At 32.7% G+C, this 19,680-nt stretch carries 11 protein-coding genes and 1 pseudogene; 1 reads left to right on the top strand and 11 read right to left on the bottom strand.

Going from position 1 to position 19,680, the window contains the following annotated elements; translation table 11 throughout:
- Positions 1-134: 134 nt before the first annotated feature.
- From ilvB to BMW64_RS04590, 11 genes and pseudogenes are all read right to left on the bottom strand, one after another.
- The gene (gene ilvB, locus BMW64_RS04635) at positions 135-1,877 is read right to left on the bottom strand and encodes a biosynthetic-type acetolactate synthase large subunit (protein ID WP_089998777.1); all 1,743 of its coding nucleotides are present in this window, start codon (positions 1,875-1,877) and stop codon (positions 135-137) included.
- 324 nt (positions 1,878-2,201) lie between these two features.
- A complete protein-coding gene (gene ilvD, locus BMW64_RS04630) occupies positions 2,202-3,884 on the bottom strand; it encodes a dihydroxy-acid dehydratase (protein ID WP_089998775.1) in 1,683 nt (560 codons plus the stop codon).
- Between the two features lie 69 nt (positions 3,885-3,953).
- A complete protein-coding gene (gene ilvE / locus BMW64_RS04625) occupies positions 3,954-4,862 on the bottom strand; it encodes a branched-chain-amino-acid transaminase (protein WP_089998774.1) in 909 nt (302 codons plus the stop codon).
- 677 nt (positions 4,863-5,539) lie between these two features.
- Positions 5,540-5,644 (bottom strand): annotated as a pseudogene (locus BMW64_RS21105) (hypothetical protein); the annotation flags it as partial.
- 552 nt (positions 5,645-6,196) lie between these two features.
- Positions 6,197-7,432 (bottom strand): McrC family protein, encoded by a 1,236-nt coding sequence (locus BMW64_RS04620; protein WP_089998773.1) that lies wholly within the window; start codon positions 7,430-7,432, stop codon positions 6,197-6,199.
- On the bottom strand, positions 7,425-9,956 hold the full coding sequence (locus BMW64_RS20835) for an McrB family protein (RefSeq protein ID WP_228400835.1): 2,532 nt from the start codon (positions 9,954-9,956) through the stop codon (positions 7,425-7,427). Before BMW64_RS20835 ends, BMW64_RS04620 begins: the two co-directional genes overlap by 8 nt.
- Positions 9,957-10,012: 56 nt before the next feature.
- Positions 10,013-11,020: a hypothetical protein gene (locus BMW64_RS04610; protein ID WP_089998771.1), complete on the bottom strand. Its 1,008-nt coding sequence runs from the start codon at positions 11,018-11,020 to the stop codon at positions 10,013-10,015.
- Complete coding sequence (locus BMW64_RS04605; protein ID WP_089998769.1) at positions 10,998-12,746, bottom strand: AAA family ATPase; 1,749 nt, start codon at positions 12,744-12,746, stop codon at positions 10,998-11,000. Before BMW64_RS04605 ends, BMW64_RS04610 begins: the two co-directional genes overlap by 23 nt.
- Before the next feature lie 34 nt (positions 12,747-12,780).
- The gene (locus BMW64_RS04600) at positions 12,781-14,256 is read right to left on the bottom strand and encodes an ATP-binding protein (protein ID WP_394332257.1); all 1,476 of its coding nucleotides are present in this window, start codon (positions 14,254-14,256) and stop codon (positions 12,781-12,783) included.
- A 217-nt stretch (positions 14,257-14,473) separates the two neighbouring features.
- The gene (locus tag BMW64_RS04595; protein ID WP_089998766.1) at positions 14,474-17,332 is read right to left on the bottom strand and encodes a type I restriction endonuclease subunit R; all 2,859 of its coding nucleotides are present in this window, start codon (positions 17,330-17,332) and stop codon (positions 14,474-14,476) included.
- Between the two features lie 102 nt (positions 17,333-17,434).
- Positions 17,435-18,361, bottom strand: a complete 927-nt coding sequence (locus BMW64_RS04590) for a tyrosine-type recombinase/integrase (RefSeq protein ID WP_089998764.1) — start codon at positions 18,359-18,361, stop codon at positions 17,435-17,437.
- Positions 18,362-18,458: 97 nt separating this feature from the next.
- Between BMW64_RS04590 and BMW64_RS04585 the strand changes: the two genes are divergently transcribed.
- Positions 18,459-19,679 carry a restriction endonuclease subunit S gene (locus BMW64_RS04585; RefSeq protein ID WP_089998762.1) on the top strand — a complete coding sequence of 407 codons (1,221 nt, stop codon included), beginning with the start codon at positions 18,459-18,461 and terminating at the stop codon, positions 19,677-19,679.
- Position 19,680: the final 1 nt, after the last annotated feature.

Raw genomic sequence — 19,680 nt, 5'->3', positions numbered from 1 at the left:
TTCGGGTTCTGTGGAATGTTGATTTTATGTTCCATAGGTTGCACCTACGGCTATTCATATTAAACCCTTCGGGTTTTGATAGGATTTTCATCCTATCATTTATTAAATCGTCCTTTCAGGACCCTATTGAAAATTTATTTCAGGCGAATTTCTGATACCGAAGTACCCTGCGCTACCATTGGAAAAACGTTATTTTCTTTTCCCACCATTACTTCCAAAAGATAAGCTCCATCGTGATTAAGCATTGTTTCCAAAGCTGTTTTGAGGTCTTTCCTTTCTGATATTTTTTGTCCGTCGATGTAATAACCTTTCGCAACGGCTACGAAATCCGGGCTCGTGATATTTACAAAAGAGTAACGCCTGTCGTGGAACAGCTGTTGCCATTGTCTTACCATTCCGAGGAATTCATTGTTTAGAATCAGGATTTTGACCTTCGCTCCAAACTGCATAATGGTTCCTAATTCCTGCAATGTCATCTGGAATCCGCCATCTCCAATGATTGCAACCACTGTTTTTTCCGGTGCGCCATACCAAGCGCCGATTGCCGCCGGCAAACCAAATCCCATTGTTCCCAATCCGCCTGAGGTTACGCTGGATTTAGAATTATTGAAATTTGCATAACGACAGGCAACCATCTGATGTTGACCAACATCGGTCGTTATAATGGCATCGCCATTTGTCAGCTCATTCAGAACTTTGATGACTTCTCCCATTGTCATTACATCGGTGGTTGGATTAAGTTCATTTTGAATGACCTCTTTGATTTCTTCTTTTTCCAACTTACGGAATTTTTCCAACCAAAGTGAATGGTCGTTTTCTTTGAGAAGCGCCGTCAGCATCGGAAGTGTCTTTTTACAATTTCCCCAAACCGGAACGGTGGTCTTCACATTTTTATCAATTTCGGCCGGGTCAATATCAAGATGAATTATTTTCGCCTGTTTTGCATATTTATCCAAACGACCTGTAACCCTGTCATCGAAACGCATTCCGACCGCAATCAGAACATCACATTCGTTGGTCATTACATTGGGTGCGTAATTGCCGTGCATTCCCAGCATTCCGACGTGTAACTTGTGGCTGGTTGGAAGCGCACTCAATCCCATTACAGTTGCTGCCGCAGGAAGATTGATTTTTTCAATAAATGCTTTGAATTCTTCTTCGGCTTTTCCCAAAATCACCCCTTGTCCAAAAAGAACAAATGGCTTTTTTGCCTGATTAATCAATTCTGCAGCCTGTTCGATATATTCATTTCTGATTTCCGGCTCCGGGCGGTAACTTCTGATATGATTGCATTTTTTATACCCCGAATATTCGAATAATTGCAACTGGGCATTTTTGGTAATATCAATCAAAACCGGACCTGGTCGACCCGTACTTGCGATATGAAAAGCTTTCGCAATCGCTTCCGGGATTTCGGTTGCATCGGTTACCTGATAATTCCATTTTGTAACCGGCGTTGTGATATTGATGACATCGGTTTCCTGGAAAGCATCCGTTCCCAAAAGTGAGGCGAAAACCTGACCTGTAATACAGACAATCGGATTGCTGTCTATCATTGCATCCGCTAAACCTGTCACCAGATTGGTTGCTCCCGGACCACTGGTTGCAAATACAACCCCCGTTTTTCCGGAAGTTCTGGCAAATCCCTGTGCAGCGTGAATTGCGCCTTGCTCGTGACGAACCAAAATATGTTTCAGTTTTTCGGAATAGTCGTACAAAGCATCATAAATCGGCATAATTGCACCACCGGGATAACCGAAAACCGTGTCTACATTTTCCTGCAACAGAGCTTCTAAAACGGCTTTGGAACCGGATATTTCTATCGATTTTGGCTGTTCTAATTCTGTGTTTTCTACTTGTAAAATGGTATTATTCATTTTTAATATTTTTCAGTTTAAAATTGAACCCTTCGGGTTCTGATTTGTTTGGGTTTATATCCGTTCCATAGGTTTCACCTACGGCTATTCCTATTGAATCCTTCGGATTCGTTTTGAGTTTTTATCCTGTTTTCAAATTTCACCTCCACATTTATATTAAATCCTCCAGATTTTTTTAAAACATTAATTTTGGAACGCAATACGATTGCAGCCCGGCTTGAACGGAGCTCTTTTTGCGATTCCTAATAGTTCAACTTATTGCTTCACTTCGTTCGCAAAAAAGCGGGAGTGGAAGACGGAAATAGCTGCCCCAAATAATATATTTTACAAATCGGTGACACAGCCTTGTGAGGCATCTGCTACAGATTTGGCGTATTTGTACAACACACCGCTTTTCACTTTGTATTCCGGTTGTTGGAACTCAGCCTTTCTTTTGGCGATTTCATCGTCTGACAGCAATGCGTGGATGGTATTTTTTTCAGCATCCAATTCAATCACATCTCCATCTTTAATTAAGCCAATCAATCCTCCGGCAAAAGCTTCCGGCGTGATGTGACCAACAACGAAACCGTGCGTTCCTCCGGAAAATCTTCCGTCGGTAATCAATGCGACATTTTTACCTAAGCCTGAACCCATCAAAGCGGAAGTCGGTTTCAGCATTTCCGGCATTCCGGGTGCGCCTTTTGGGCCTTCGTTTTTAATAACCACGACGTTTCCTTCATTAATTTTTTTATCTTCGATACCTTTGATGAATTCTTTTTCTCCGTCAAAAACAATCGCCGTTCCTTTGAAATAAGCGCCTTCTTTTCCTGTGATTTTTGCAACAGAACCTTTCTCGGCAAGATTTCCGTACATAATTCTGATGTGTCCGGTTTCTTTGATTGGATTTTTGATATCGTGAATGATGTTTTGCTGTCTGTCAATAATTGAAGTGACGTGTTCCAGATTTTCCGCAATGGTTTTTCCCGTAACCGTCAAACAATCACCGTGAAGCAAGCCTAAATCCAATAGATATTTCATCACGGCTGGAACTCCGCCTACTTTGTGAAGGTCTTCCATCAGATATTTACCACTTGGTTTAAGGTCGGCTAAAAATGGTGTTTCGTCGCTGATTCTCTGAAAATCATCTAAAGTCAAATCGTATCCGATGGATTTTGCAATGGCTATAAAATGGAGAACCGCATTGGTACTTCCACCCAGAATCATAATCAGCCTCAAAGCATTTTCGAAAGCTTTTGGCGTCATAATATCAGATGGTTTAATGTCTTTTTCTAAAAGAATTTTAATGTAATGCCCGGCAAACTGACATTCTTCTTTTTTTTCACGACTGAGAGCCGGGTAAGACGAGGAATAAGGCAAACTCATTCCAAGCGCTTCGATTGCGGAAGCCATCGTATTGGCTGTGTACATTCCGCCACAAGCTCCTGCACTTGGGCAGGAATTCTGAATCACACCCTGGAAATCTTCTTCGGAAATTTTACCTGCGATTTTATTTCCCAACGCTTCGAAAGCTGAAACGATGTTCAAATCTTCGCCTTTGTAATGTCCCGGCGCAATACTTCCGCCATAAACCATTATCGAAGGTCGGTCAAGGCGTGCCATTGCTATAAGAGAACCCGGCATATTTTTGTCGCAACCGGGAACTGTAATCAATCCATCATAATATTGTCCTGCGCAAACCGCTTCGATGGAATCTGCAATGATATCGCGACTTACGAGGGAATAACGCATTCCGTCTGTTCCGTTGGTCATTCCGTCGCTGATTCCGATGGTGTGGAACATTAATCCAACAAGATTTTGTTCTTTAACACCTTGTTTTACAATCTCCGCAAGACCATTGAGGTGCATATTACAGGTATTTCCGTCATAACCCATACTTGCAATTCCAATCTGTGCTTTGTCGAAATCCTCTTTTTGAAAACCAATCCCGTAAAACATCGCCTGAGTTGCCGGCTGCGTGGGGTCTTTTGTGAGGGTTTTAGAATATTTGTTTAAATTTTCTGACATATTTTATTTTTTTTGATGATAGGACTTCATCCTATCCTGTAATAGGACGTCCCTTTGGGACTTTTTTGATTATTTTTCGAGAATTAAATTTTTATTTTTTAAATAAGAATAATCTTGTTCTAACACTAAATGACGATAAGCTGTCTGAATTTTAGATGCTAAGCTTTCTTCCCAGTTCAGTTTGAAAGGAATGTTATCAAGAGAATCCAATGCTACAATTTCCGCCGCTGTACCGCAGAAAAAACCTGCATCTGCACCGTGCATTTCTTCCGGTTTGAAGAATTTTTCTTCGTAAGGGATTCCCAGATTATCACAGATTTCAAAAACTGTAGCTCTTGTGATTCCCGGAAGAATACTTCCTTTTGCAGGTGTAAAAAGTTTGCCGTCTTTTTCAAAGAAGATATTGGCTCCTGAACTTTCTGCTACATTTCCTTCAGCATCAAGAACCAACGCTTCATCAAAACCTTTGTCTTTTGCTTCCTGGCAAGCTAAAATAGAATTAACATAGTGACCGCTTACTTTTGCTTCAACTTTGAAAGCTTTTGGATTCGGACGTTCAAAAGAAGACGTCATAATTCTCATTTTGTTTGCCATATAACCATTATCCCAATTCCAAACTTCGATTACAAGATAACTTTTTTGTCCTTTTGATAATGACATATTCGGAGAACAAATGACCAATGGACGGATGTATGCATTGCTCAAATTATTAATTTCCAATAATTTGTAAGTTGCTTCTACCATTTCTTCGGTAGAATAATCAAAAGGCATCATCATCGTTTCGGCAGATTTTCTAAGTCTGTCGTAATGTTCCTCTGCTTTGAAAATTTTAGTCCCATTAACTGTTTTGTAAGATTTAATTCCCTCGAAAACAGCATATCCATAGTGTAACGATTGACCGTACAGGTCGGTTTTGGCTTCTTTAGCTTTCACATATTCCCTATCAAAAAAGAGAATACTGTCATCATTGTAATACATTCTGTATCGTTTTTATATTTATTAAATGTTTTGTTTTTAAATAAAAAAACCATTCTCGTGATGAGAATGGTCTGTCGTATTTCAATTTCAAAAATTATCACAAGCCATCGCTCACCACCGGAATCCGATAATGACAGAAATGACAATAATAATAATTGTGTTATTCATCTGTTTTTGTTTTGAACAGTACAAATGTATAAACTAAATTCAATAAATATTATATTTTTCACAAAAATTATCTTCAAAAAATATCGAAAATACATAATTTATCAGATTTTCTACGATATTCATTAAAAGAAAATCACATATAAAGTATTGATTATCAATCATCGATCGTTATAAAAAATACGACATCTGAAATTTGATAAAATTTGATTATTTTTAGACCTAATTCAAAGAAAGTGCAGAACTTGAAAATGTAACCTCTGAGTAAGGGAACTTCGAAATCGATTCCACCATTTTTGAAAGCTAACCTGTTTTCGATTTGTAGAAAACAAATTCAAAGTAAATTACGATTATTTTATTTGCGATGAAATAATGATGGGCAAATCATGTAGGATTGAATGAAGAATCACTTGTTTTCTACCATTCAAAGCATAAAAATTCAAATTTTTCAGCATCTGATTTTCAAGATATTGATGGACAAGCTCTAAAAAATTTAAGTAATTCATCCCCCTTCAGATGATCAATGGGATATAAAAGTTCATAGTTGGATCGATATACCTTTTAGCAGCAATGTCTGCTATCTTATCTTCTACAGTGATTCTCAAATAGACTGGAGCGGTACCGTTTTTAGCTTATTTTGGTTTCTAACCTAGCGGAAAGTGAGGGATTTTGTACCAATTCCTCATCGCTTTATGGATAAGATTTTCGCTGTAGCATCTCTGTGAATGGCCTCAAATAGGACATTTGCAAAAAAGTGGTAAAATCCTAATTTAAATTTTACGTAGTAAAGCTAAAAATTTCTGCTCAAATCTGCAAGTAAAAAGTCCAAAATTTGAATAGGTTTTTAGAATTCAAACCAAGAATCTATCTTTCTCTTTGCGTCTGAAATTTCTCAGTTGAAATATTTCTAAAAGAAAACGAAGAAAAAAAATTTAAAAAAAAGAAAAAAAGAAAGCCTTTTGAAAATGAGCGTGGTATTCTGTCAAGGTTTTTTGGAAAAAGTTTTTGCGTAGATTTTATACGTAAAAAGTTTTTCTGAAAATCCGGAGGGCTTGACCTTGACAGAATTTAGCTGTTGGATTAGGGAGCGAATTATTTTTGGTTTCTGTTTTTATTTTATGCAAATATCTGTAATTAGCCTTATGAAATTACTATATAGAATTGTAATTCTACTTCTTAATTATATTTAATAATTTAATTCCAATAGTATCATCTAATTGTCCAAAAGAGTTCAAAACAGAAATCTTACCCGAACCACATTGATGATGTTCATTTTCTGTAATTTTCTCAAAACTTAAAAAACTCTCTAAACTATCATCATTTGAAGGATAAAGTAAAAGAGCTTTTTCACTCTTCCAATACTCATTATAAACATACATCTGCCTTAGGTCATGAGTTGAAGGTTGAGACTGATCAATATTCTTCCATTTGGTATCAATTATCAAAGCAACCTCATCATTCTTTTTCAAGACGATATCAGGGCGAATCGTAATTCCGTTCCAAAAAGCCTTTGAATCCTGTCCATAAACTTCTATTCTGCTTTGACTTTCCATTGCTGCATGTTTTAATTTAATTAAAACATATTCTTCCCAAAGACTGTTCATATCAAAAAGTAAGGCAAGCATATTTTCTGATCCGCTGGAAATATTGGGTGCGTAATTCAAAATAATAGGTCTGGCAATTGCCAAAGCAGTTTGGTAAGGTGCCGTCTTTCTGGATTTAGGAATTTTGCTGAATGTATTTTCATTGGCTTTGATAGCTTTCACTTCTGGAAAATCAAGCTGTAGGGTTTTGCATTTATTGTACAGATAGCTGCCCTTTGAAAGATGCTCAATAATATACAATGCCTGACCTAATATCTGATGAATCAGATGATCTTTATCATATACTTGATGAATCGTATAAAATCTCTCCTTATGAACCAGATTTTTCTGAATATGACCAGCAAATTCAAGTTTACCTTTTAATGCTTTGACATTTCCTGTCTGCTGATAATATTGTTTGATTAAGCCTTGATGGATTAACAGTTGTACCTCGCTCAAAAACCATTCAAAATAAATATCCAAAAGATGAATAGACTGTTTGGAAACATTCGCCTGACCTACCTGCTTAATTTTCAACTTTCGGGTAACGCGAAGCATTTCTATCAAAACCTTTTGCCATTTGTTTTTGTTTGTAATATTCTCTGTTTCATAACGGTCAATTTTAGGTAAAATTTCTATTGTCAAACTATCTATCTGAATTATACCCACAAATTGTTTAAATACAATACCATTATGTTTCAAATCAAAATATTTGTAATTGTGTAATTCATTGAGTCTTGATAACGCTTTAAAATGTCGTTTTTCAAAACCTTGCTCTCCGATGGATAAAAAGCTATGTTCAAAAACCTGAATTCTACTCATTGTCGCTTTTACTCTTTTTTTGAAGAATGTTTAAAGCATCGATAATATTAAAATCGTTATCAATTTTTTTAAGTCTATTAATGCTCCCTGCTTCAGGAAAATTTTGAGAAGGAAATTCTGCAAATATATTCTTATCATATTTTTCAGTAACTTCAAAAAAACCATTTCCTATAACCATTCCTATTTTCTCATAATCGCCGTAAAAATATTCTTGTAATAATGGGATAATGTTATTTTTAAAGGCACTTCTAAGATCTTGTTCTGTTTCTAAATTAATAAAATAAGAATGCCCAATGGTATGATCTCTATCCAATAATACTTCAATTCTTTTGTTGATTGTAATTAACAGTTCCTTTAAATTAACTACACCAATATTCTTATCTATAAGCAGGTCGGGCTTTGGTAGCATTTCTTCAAAACAAAACCGCCTTCTTAAAGCAGTATCTAAGGCTTCTACACTTCGGTCAGCAGTATTCATTGTTCCGATGATATAGAGATTGGGGGGAACACTAAACTTATCTTTACTATAAGGTAATATAACTTCAAGTTCTTCAGAATTTCCCAACCGTTTACCTTCCTCAATAAGAGTTATTAATTCACCGAATATCTGTGAAACATTGCCTCGGTTAATCTCATCTATAATTAAAACGTATGGTTTAACATTTTTTTCTTTAATTAATTCTTTATCGACAACTTCATATTGTTCTCTTACTTCTTCGTAAGATTGATCTTTATAGTTAAAATGTACTGCTTCTACTTCACCTTTATTAATAATTACAAAATCATAAAATGACTTATAAACAGCAAAAAGCTCACAATGAATATAGCCAATCAAAGGATCTAATTCTAACTTTAAATTTTTTACTTCAGAAGGGTTAATACCTTCTAAAAGTACTTTTTTAAGTTTCTCTTTACTTATAATAAATGGTTGTTTTGCTTCTTTATCTTTTGTTTTATTATTATCCCAAAGATATTTTACGACAACAGATTTATCATTTGCATTAACTAACATCATTTCTATTCCTGTCTTCGTCGTGAACGTGCCCTTTCTTATCCCTTCTTCAGGTTTTATACTTTCAATAAAAGAGTCATAAAGCTGATCAAAATCTTCTTTTTCTGAACCGTTTTCGATATCATCTTTGATATATTCAGAAAGTGCCATCTTTACTATGTTTTTAAAAATCCCATCTTTTACTGAATATGTAACTATATCATTTTTAGTTTGTGGCTTAATCCCCTCAATAAAATCCTCATAGCTCATACTTTGATGAAATGTTGTAAAAACTATTTGTCCAGACTCAACTAGAAGCTTATATTTTTCTTTTAAAATTTCTCGATTCTCAATTTTACTAAAATCTGGATGTATAAGGCAAACAGCTTTATTCATCGTGTTATATGTTTTCCCTGTACCCGGAGGGCCATAGAGAATTTGGTTGATTGCCATAATCTTTTGTTGAGGATGATTTAATTTGAGTTTATTATTACTTTGTTTCTCAAAAAATTCGTTAAGAAAGGTGATATAATTTTTATTTCCTAAAATAGCTTTCGGACGACCATTACCAGTAAGGATATACTTGGAAAAACTGCTGGTGGAATTATTATAAATGTTTTTAGAGATTTCATTTATTTTGCTGATAAAATTAGTAGGATTTACTAGGAATAGATCATTCTTAAAATCATTTTTATATAGTTCCTCATACTTTTCAACTTCACTTGTAAAACGTGATAGACTACTACCAAATTGTTGATTAAAATAATTATTTTCTAGCCCATCTCTGGATACAAACCAGTTAATAAAATCATTTTTAACATTAACTGAGTTAATTATATCCTTTATATTTCTTACTTTATTTCCTAAGTTTACTTCTAAATATAATAATGCTTCTTCAATTTTCATTAAAAGTTCAGGATCAGAATAACTAAAAATATTTTGATAAGTTATACTAATACTTGGCTTATGCTTATCATTCCAATATACATCTGATGGTAAATTATCTTTCAGTAAAGAAAAATACTGTTTTTTAAATTTATCTTCAAAATGAATTTCTACAGAAAGACCTTTAGTATTGTCCAAACCATTTCTTTCTATTAATTCGTAATGACAGTTATCATCGCAAATTGTATTTGAATCATCAGAAATCCAAACATATTTTGCTCTTGCACCAAATTTAATAATGGAAAATTTAGATACAATTGAATCACTAATCTTTAAATAATCTATCAATGCATCTACTGCTTCAGAAAATTTTGTAACATTAGAGTTATTATGTGCTTTGTTTTTGATAACAAAACCTTCATTTTTTAGCAAATTAAAGGCTGGAGTACCTTGACCACCAGCAAAAGTATTATGATCCAGTTCTTCCCCCGTTGCATATTTATTTGCTATGCTTATCACTAGTTTTGGAGGATATGGTTTATTATTATATATCAAATCATATGTACTCGAGTTTCTTCCTGACCTTATCCCTTCATTGTCTATTTCTTGTATTGCTTTTAAAATATGTTCTTTTGTTATTAGTTTCATTTATATATTTTTTTTAATTAAAATATCTTCAAAGATAATTTAGAATAAAGTATAGATTATATCAAACCCAACTGCTTAGCGATATCTTGAGTATATTTTGCCATTGGTCTCTTAAATGTGTCGGAAGAATTAGCATAGTTTCCTAATATGAGATTTTCCAGAATCTTCTTGTCAGGAAATAAATCATGAAAAGTACTAACTAAGCTTTTATTATACGCATCTGTATAAACTTTAGCCTTATGTACAAGTTCTTCAGCAATATCATTCTGAGTGTCGTAGATTCCCTGTATTCCAAAAATTTTATTGTATTCATTTAACAGCTCATCATCACCCTCTATAGATTGGAAGTGAATTTTCAGCTTAGATGAATCTGATGTTTTTTCTAAACAATAATCAATGACTGTTTTATCATCAATCCAAAAATTAAATACATCTAGTTTAGATGGATCATCGGTATAGAGTTCAAATCTTATATCTAATTTAGACTTTGCTCTATTACAATTTCCACAGACTGGATATAGGTTATAGAAAGATGTGCATAGAAAAGGATATTGCGATTTTGAATGATAGTGGTCTAATTCAAATTTTGCTGATATTTTTGGTTTTCTTTTTTTCTCTTTTTTATCATAAAACGAGATCTCAGATATTATTGCTAATTGAGAATTACAGTAAACACAAGTCTTGATTCCAGAAGAACTAACAAATTGACGAAATTCTGAACTTCTTAGCTCATCATACCTCATTGCTTTTACTATTAATTCATGAAATTTTAATTTATCCTTTGTTTTCAGCTTGCTTTCCAGTATGTCACTTTTAGCAATTGTTTGAAAAGAAGTTATTAGCAATCTCATTTCTTCAGGAGAAGCTTTTAAAATTTCTTGATATTGATCAATAATCTTTTGAACATATTGTTTTTGTACTCCATGTTTCATTTGCAAACTATCCCTCAGTTTCTTGAGTTCATCAAGAGGAGTTTTAAAGTTTGCATTTCTACCCGTAAATAAGTTTTTACTATAGTTTTCAGCCTTAATCTCTAATTCACTATCTATCAGAATTCTTCTCATTTAATTCTTTAAGTTTTTGTTGAAGTTCATTGATTTTAGATTCCAAAGCCTCCTTTTCTGAGATATTAAATTTAATATCAAATAATGATTGTAGTCTCTGTTGAATAACTGGTTCACCTACGATTTCAATTAATTGCTGGGCTGAACTTTCATCCCATATTCCAATCGGATGATTTTCATTTGACGATTCCATATCAAATGTTAAAAATGCAATCAAATCCCTAATTTTCTCTTTTGCAAAATCTCCCATTAAACCATCTGAGATAAAAAAGCTATCTGCCAAAAGTTCATTGACGTTTGCGCCAAATGTTTCTATGTTCTGTTCACTTATGATAGTCTGTCCTTCATCATTTTTATCTAAGAAAATGACATTTTGTTTTGGCACGTCAGATAATGCCAAGGGGTCATGGGTCGTAAAAATTATTTGTATTTTTTTTCCTTTAAAAATTACTGGTAAAATTTTAATTAATAAAGAAATGTAGCGTTTTTTCCATGTTGGGTGGAAAGAAAGGTCAGCTTCATCTAATAAAATAAGATATGTTTCAAACTCATTTTCAAAATTAAATTCTCCATTTGATATTGCGATTTCCAACTTATACATTTGTGAAAAAAGCTCATACATAGAACGCTCTCCATTACTTAGCAGTATGTCTGTACTTAATCTTAAGATGGGATAATCATCATAAGTAAAATTAGACTTAAACGCTCTAATAAAACTTTGATACTTTATAATAAAATTATATGCAACATCTGAATTTACAGAAAATTTCGTCCAATTTGAAAAATTTTGCTGCTCTTCTACTATTGAAAGTAATGCATCCGCGAATTCTTTTATTTCTTCAAATGGTAAAAATATAGGCTGAGAATCCTTGGTTAATTTAAAATATGTTTTTTCAATAATCCAATAAAATGCTTCTTTATAAGAATTTACATTTTTCAACTCAGAAATTGGCTCATCAATAAAGCCTTCTTCTAAATATCTATTGCCTGTTCTTTCTAAAATTCTTTTAACCTTTAAGATTACAGCGTTAATTACCTCTAATTCCAAACGAATCTTATATGAGGTTTCATAATATTCTTTACTGAGCTTGATTTCGTCAACGTTTTTTAATCCTAGGTCGTCGATTTTTTGCTGTTCCCTTACTGAGCGTTCTTGATCCTTTTTTAGCTCTAATTCTTCAAAATAAGGTCTCAAATTTCTAGAAATATTCCAATCATCTTCTTTCAATTTAAGAAGTGAAATTTCATATTTTTCGATATGAGGTAATCCCAAATCTAATAAAAGAGAGTTTAATTCTTCATTTTTCTTAAGTTGAATTAAATCTAAATAAAATTCTGAATTATGAATTTCAAGCATTTCTGTAACTCCAATTTCATCTCCCCGCAATTCTCTTTTTAATCTTGAATATAAAGAGAGATTAATGACTGTGTTATCTTCAAATTGGTCATTTTCATAACTTAAATTAGATGTATAATAAATTTTTAAAAAAGTAGACACAGGAACTTCTTCTCCTAAGTCATTTACTGCATCTATATACGAATCTTTGATTGATCTTAGTATGCTAGTTTTGCCAGTTCCATTCTTACCTACAATGGCGGAAACCATATCAAGATTTCCTCCCCAAAAAGAACCTTTAATAGAGCCTAAATTTAATTCTACTTCAACTTCTTCATCTTTAAAAAGAAAAGGGAAATTTGCAGTATTTAATATTATTTTTTGTATCATTTTATTAATTATAAAACACAACAATTTTTGCTTGTTAGCTTCTTTGTTGTAAAATAAAATCTCTCATCATATTAACCGAATTTTCTAACTGTTCAAATGTAAATCGTAGATTCAAAGTATTCTCTGGATGATGTATTTGATGTCTTACATATTCTGTCAAGATAATCTGATGTACAGTTGTATTTCCTCGATATGTTTTATTATAGTTCATAGTTGGTTTTCCATTTTTATAATCATTCCATAATTCTTCGGCTTCAATATAACCATGTAGCTCATTATGATATTCTACTGTTAAATCTCTGAATGCAATAAAGTTAATTTCATTTAAGGAAGGATATGGAAGTTGATTTGGGATAACTTCCTCAATTAATTTATTACCATCATCGTTTTTAGACACTAAACGTAAATGATCAAATGATAAACCTTTTACCACTGTAGAGCTATGTGTTGTTAATAAAACCTGTGTCTTATCTGCTGAAGAAAGTTCTAAAAATGCTCTAATTAATATTTTTTGATGTTCAGTATGTTGAGATGTTTCAGGTTCTTCAATTGCATAAATAATAGACTGAGAATTAACCGAAGACATTCTTCTCTCGGCTTCTGCTCTGAAAAAATTTAACAAAATCAATCTCTTAACTCCGCTACCTCTTTTATTTACAGGTATATTTTCATCGCCTGAAATTGAGACACTTTTAAAAACATCAACCCATTTTAGTGCATTAGCAGGTGGTATAATAGGATTTAAACTACTAGCAATCTCAGGATTCATTTCTCTGAGTTTTTCTAATGTGGAATCTGAAACTTCTGTTAGTCGCTGCGAAACTCTTTGTGCAATATCTGCAAACATCGTAACTATTTCTTGATCTCCAAGAATCTGTGCAACAGCTTTTTTTAAAGGATCTTGAACCTCGCTATCATTATCGCTATTTTTTCTATCAGACTGAAACAAACAATACTGAGGAAGATATTGCTGTATTTTTTCCCAAATATTTTTTGCATCTTCTTTAGAAGCATCAATTTCTAATTTCTGTAATTGTAAATTACTTGAAAAATGTGACCAAATAGCGCTTCTCATCACTGCATTAATAGTATTATTCTCACAGACAATATTATGTTGCTGAATTATTTTTCTATAATCAGTACTTTTCTTAAGTAATAAATCTGAACATTCAACATTCGTAGGGTGATATGCTTTAATAAAAACTTTTGCAGACCCTGCATTCGGATACATTTTTGTAATTTCTAAGTTTCCGTCTGAGTTTAAAAGATATTCTGCGTCAAAAGAAGTCTCGTTTGTAGTATCTATAACTATTGAATTTGGTAATTCTGAAAATACTGTTGTAATAGAAATAACATTATCTCCTTCATTAACCGCAGATTTATTAACATCATCTTTATCCAATTTAACAGCACCTTTATTATCATTAAAGAATATATCTAACGCTTCTAAAATTGTTGACTTACCAATATCATTTTTTCCAACAAATGCAGTTAAATCATCTAAATTTATTATTACTTCATCTTTATAACTTCTAAAATTTTTTGAGTTTTAATTGTAATAATTTCATGGCTTAGTTATTAGTTTTTATTATTTATCATTCAGTCATTTTTAATAGTATATAATATTTTGACACCTAAGATCATATATTATTTAAAGTTTTAAAAGTACAAAGCATTACAGCATGAAAATTATGGTAATCCGTAAAAACGATTTTTATTTTTAATTTCTACGATGCCACCCCATCAATAAACACATCCACAAAATCCTGTACCTTCTGAATAATTCTTCTTCCGATATTATTACGTTCAGTAAGCTTTGGCTTTATTTCAAGGAGTTTTAAGGTATCACTTATTTTTGGAGTTTTGGAAGTGAAAAGAAAATCATCAATAGCATCTCTAAATCTATCTTTATTCAAAGATTCTTCGGTAGCAATTTTCTCAAAAGCAGAGTTTTTTTCTCTATTCCAGTATTTTTCAAATTCTTCACTGACGTTGTCTCCGTCAGAAATATGAGGAAGATTTTCTTCTATGAATTTTTCTATCAGTTCTTTTTTACTTCGAAGCTTGGCATCGCCGGAAAGAATATCTCTGATTTCTTTTTTCTTTTTTTCTAATTTATCACCTTTCAGATTTGAATCAGTAAGATTGGCTAAAAGTGATAGAATATAACTTACATTAATTTCATCACGATGGATTAGTTCTAGCTCAAAATCAACATCATCTAAAACACTTTCTTTTCCTTCTCCTCCTTTTGGTTTGGTTTCGTTCCAAATATCCAAATACTTGCTTTTGTAACCATCAAATTCAAATTCAGTCATTTCCAGTTTATCAAAATCAAAATCCGCAAATGATTTTAAAACATTCAGAACACGCATTATCTCACGGAAAGCAGTGATAAATTCAAATTTTTCCTGCTCGGTTTGGTAAGCATTAACACTGTCAATTTCAGGTGCAACTATTTTTAATTTATCCAGCGCTGCATTGAAAAGCTCAATATAATCTTCAATCGGTAGAATGATAATTTCCTGAATCGCTTCTTTATTGGAAAACAAGGTCACGGCATCATCAGTTGCAGATTTTAGATTTCTAAAACAAACAATATTTCCTTGTGATTTCTTTTCGCCTAACAATCTGTTGGTCCGGGAAAAAGCCTGTATTAATCCGTGATATTTCAGGTTTTTATCAACAAATAAAGTGTTCAATTGTGGACTATCAAATCCAGTCAGAAACATATTCACTACAATAATTAAATCAACTTCTTTATTGCGGACTCTTTTAGCAATATCATTATAATAATTATAAAAACTTTGGCTGTCTTTGGTCGTAAAGTTTGTTCCAAACATTTCATTGTAATGACCAATATATCTTTCTAACACATTTCTGCTATGAGAATCTCCGTATTGTGCCTGCGGTTCTGCAACCATTCCAAACTCAGGTTCATCATAGATTCCATTGGCATCTTTAGATTCTTCATTTGTTCCATAGCTGAAAATAGTAGCAATTTTTAATTGATGCTTACCTTCTTCTTTTTTCTTCTGAAAAAGGTCATAATATTTCTGTAAAACATCAATACTGCTTACACAAAACATTGCATTAAAAGTACCGCTGTGCGTTTTTCTACCGTATTCTGCGATGAGATAATCTGCAATTTTTTCAAGACGTTTTGGACTTTCAAGAAGTTCTTGTGTATCGATTGCTTCAACATCAGTATCAATATAAGTATTGCTGCCTTCTTTTTCTTTGTATCTTCCGACATATTCCACAGAAAACTTCAAAACATTATCATCCCGAATGGCATCTGTAATCACATATTTATGCAGGCAATCTTCAAAAAGTCTATTAGTCGTTGCAGGAGCTCCGTCTATTTTCCCAATTGAATTCACTTCAGAAATCGGAGTTCCTGTAAAGCCAATAATTTGGGCGTTCTTAAAGTATTTTTTAATATTCTGATGTGTATCTCCGAACTGGCTTCTGTGACATTCATCAAAAATAAAAACCACTTTTTTGTCTTTCAGCTTATCAATTTTATTGCCGTGCTTTTCCTTTGTAATAGCAGTATTCAACTTCTGTAAAGTAGTTACAATCAATTTTGTATTGTCTGAAAGTTGCTTAACCAAATGTGCTGTGTTTTCAGTGGCATCAACACTTCCTTTTTCAAAAGCATCAAATTCTTTTTGGGTCTGATAATCCAAATCTTTTCTGTCAACTACAAAAACAACTTTCTCTACTTTCGGAATTTCCTTCAGAATCTGACTGGCTTTAAAGGAAGTCAATGTTTTTCCTGAACCTGTTGTATGCCAGATAAATCCATTCTTATCGGTATTTCTTACTCTATCAACAATTTTCTCAACGGCATAATATTGATAAGGTCTTAAAACCATCAGTATCTTATTCGTTTCGTTCAAAACGATATACTTTGTAATCATTTTTGCAATGTGACAAGGCTCTAAAAATGCAGGAGCAAAATGGTCGAGTTGAGTGATGTTATTGTTATGCTCATCAGACCAAAAGAAGGTTTGCTTAAAAGTTTGCTTTGCGTTGTTGGAATAATATTTTGTATTGACTCCGTTACTGATGATAAACAACTGAACGTAATTAAACAATCCACTTCCGGAATTGAAAGACTGATGATGATAACGATTGATTTGATTGAAAGCTTCTTTCATTTCCAACCCACGACGTTTCAATTCAATCTGTACCAAAGGCAGTCCATTGATGAGAATGGTTACATCATATCTGTTTTTGAAATTTCCTTCCTGAGCAATTTGATTCGTTACCTGAAACTGATTCTGACACCAATGATCTTGGCTGATGAATTCAATCCACTCTGAAGTCCCGTCATCTTTTATGAAATGAAATTTATCGCGTAAGATTTTGGCTTTTTCAAAAACATTTCCTTTGGAAAGATGATTGAGGATTTTTTCAAACTCGGTATCTGAGAATGTTTTTTTATTATGAATTTCGAGTTGAGTCTTTAGATTTTTAATAAGGTCTGCCTCATTACATATCGTAACTTTTTTGTGACCTAACTGTTGTAATTGTTCTACTAATTTCTGCTCTAAAATATATTCCGGCTGACTTGACATTCGGTTTTGAGTTTTTGGTTAAAAACTTTGTCAGAAGTATGAGTTCTGACAAAGTGATTGATAGTTTTCCCAAATGTAAGAAATTATCAATTATAATTACAACTATTTTAGCGCTTTAAACATCTGGTCAATTGCTTTTTTCTTTTGTTCCAGATTGGGATGAACGTATAAGTTCAAAGTTGTACTGATATTGGAATGACCTAGCAAAACACTCACGGTTTTATAGTCACATTTGCTTTCGATACATCGGGTTGCAAAACTGTGTCTAAGGCCGTGAAACTTGATATCAGGAATTTCTAAAAACTTCATCAGGTTTTTATAATAACTTCGGTAAGTTCTTGGTTCTGTTGGTTTAGAATCGTTGGTTAACACATAGAACGCCGGATTTACAATTTTCTTAAAAGGTTTCAGCATTCTCAACAAATCCCTACTCATCGGGATTTCACGTATGGAGTTTTTGGTTTTAGGCGTATCAATCAATAATTCTGTTTTGCGTTCCCCATCCTCAATCACATAAATTCTTTGAATGGTTTTTCGGATATTAATAATCCCATTATCCGTATCAATATCTTCCCAAGTCAACGCACAAATCTCGCCAATCCGCATTCCCGAACAAAGACAGATATAAACGCCTAAATTTCTAAAAGTAAAATGTTCCTGAATATAGCTCATCACTTTTTTCTGATGTGTTCTACTCAATACTTCAATTGTATGCGTTTCCCTCACTGTAGGATATTGCACATCAAAATTGATAAACTCAATCCATTTATTCTTTGCTCCAAACTTCAGCACCATTTTCAAAACAATGAGAATATCTTTGATACTTTTCTGACTTAATCCTTGTTCTAATTTTTGAAATACAAACTTTTGTACCTCCTCATCTTCAATCTCAGAATAGTCTTTAAATACAGGCAATAAATGATTTTCCAGCAACAGCACATAAGCCGAAAAAGTTGATTTTTTCACATACAGCTTTTTGTCATTCTTCCATAGTTCAGCGATTTCTGCCAATGTCTTCTTTCTTGTCATAATTTTTTGATTTTATATTTATTATTTAAAATCCTAAAAGGTATGAATTGATAACAGCTAATCAAAAATTTAGGATTAGTGGATAAATTTCTCCTCAATGTGCGGAAAGGAGATAATTATGACTTTCTTTCCTAATTTATTACCGAAGCTTAGATTTCCCGAGTTTGAGAGGAATTGGGAAGTGAAGAAATTGGGAGATATATGTAAAATGCAAGCTGGAAAATTTGTTAGTGCTTCAGAGATTTTAAAGGAGACAAATAATAAATTATATCCTTGTTATGGAGCAAATGGATTAAGAGGATTTACTTATTCATATAATTATGATGGAGAATACTCTTTAATTGGTAGACAAGGAGCACTTTGTGGAAACATAACAAGAGTATATGATAAATTTTATGCAACTGAGCACGCAGTTGTTGTAACTCCTAAAGATAAAGTACATTCCAATTGGTTATTTTATTTATTAAACTACCTAAATTTAAATCAGTATGCTACTGGTATGGCTCAACCGGGATTATCTGTCCAAAATTTATTAGAGGTTGAATCAATAATTACAGATTCCATAGAGGAGCAGAAAAAAATTGCATCTTCATTATCATTAATCGACATCAGAATTTCAACCCAAAAGAAAATAATTGAACAATTAGAAACCTTAATGAAAGTAAGTCGTACAAATATTTTTTCTCAAAAATTAAGATTCAAAAACGAACAAGGATATGATTTTCCTAATTGGGAAAAATTAAAACTTGGTGAAATTGGAAATTTTCAGACAAGTAGTATTGATAAACTTTCAAGGGAAAACGAAAATGAGGTCTATCTAGTAAATTATATGAACGTTTACAGACACGAAGATATAAATTCTACGACCATAAAATCGTTTCAAAAAGTAACTGCAAAAGAGCAGCAAATTACAAGTTGTAATTTAAAGAAAGGAGATATTCTTTTTACTCCATCATCAGAAACCCCTGATGATATTGGTCATTCAGTTGTTATTTCTGAAAATCTTGAAAATGCTGTGTTTAGTTATCACTTAATGCGTTTTAGACCAAAAATTGAGATTGACATATTATATTCTCACTATTTCTGTAATGTTCCAATTGTTTTAAGCCAGTTATCAAAATTTGCAACAGGGAGCACAAGATTTACAATATCTGTTAAATCATTTTCCGATGTTGAAATTAGTATTCCAAGTTTACCCGAACAAAAAGTTATAGGAAAGTTTCTTTCTGTAATCGAAAATAAAATAGAAGCAGAAAAACAGATTTTAGAAAAGTTAGAACTTCAAAAAAAGTTTCTTTTGGCTAATTTGTTTGTTTGAT

The sequence above is a fragment of the Chryseobacterium taichungense genome (assembly GCF_900109935.1).
Lineage (GTDB): Bacteria > Bacteroidota > Bacteroidia > Flavobacteriales > Weeksellaceae > Chryseobacterium > Chryseobacterium taichungense.
This window is presented reverse-complemented; position numbering and strand designations above follow the sequence as displayed.

Bases quoted from the DNA above. Each gene is read 5' to 3' on its own strand.
- ilvB (WP_089998777.1), bottom strand. From the start codon at position 1,877: ATGAATAATACCATTTTACAAGTAGAAAACACAGAATTAGAACAGCCA.
- BMW64_RS04585 (WP_089998762.1), top strand. From the start codon at position 18,459: ATGTGCGGAAAGGAGATAATTATGACTTTCTTTCCTAATTTATTACCG.
- ilvD (WP_089998775.1), bottom strand. From the start codon at position 3,884: ATGTCAGAAAATTTAAACAAATATTCTAAAACCCTCACAAAAGACCCC.
- ilvE (WP_089998774.1), bottom strand. From the start codon at position 4,862: ATGTATTACAATGATGACAGTATTCTCTTTTTTGATAGGGAATATGTG.
- BMW64_RS04595 (WP_089998766.1), bottom strand. From the start codon at position 17,332: ATGTCAAGTCAGCCGGAATATATTTTAGAGCAGAAATTAGTAGAACAA.
- BMW64_RS04590 (WP_089998764.1), bottom strand. From the start codon at position 18,361: ATGACAAGAAAGAAGACATTGGCAGAAATCGCTGAACTATGGAAGAAT.
- BMW64_RS04610 (WP_089998771.1), bottom strand. From the start codon at position 11,020: ATGAGAAGAATTCTGATAGATAGTGAATTAGAGATTAAGGCTGAAAAC.
- BMW64_RS20835 (WP_228400835.1), bottom strand. From the start codon at position 9,956: ATGAAACTAATAACAAAAGAACATATTTTAAAAGCAATACAAGAAATA.
- BMW64_RS04605 (WP_089998769.1), bottom strand. From the start codon at position 12,746: ATGATACAAAAAATAATATTAAATACTGCAAATTTCCCTTTTCTTTTT.
- BMW64_RS04620 (WP_089998773.1), bottom strand. From the start codon at position 7,432: ATGAGTAGAATTCAGGTTTTTGAACATAGCTTTTTATCCATCGGAGAG.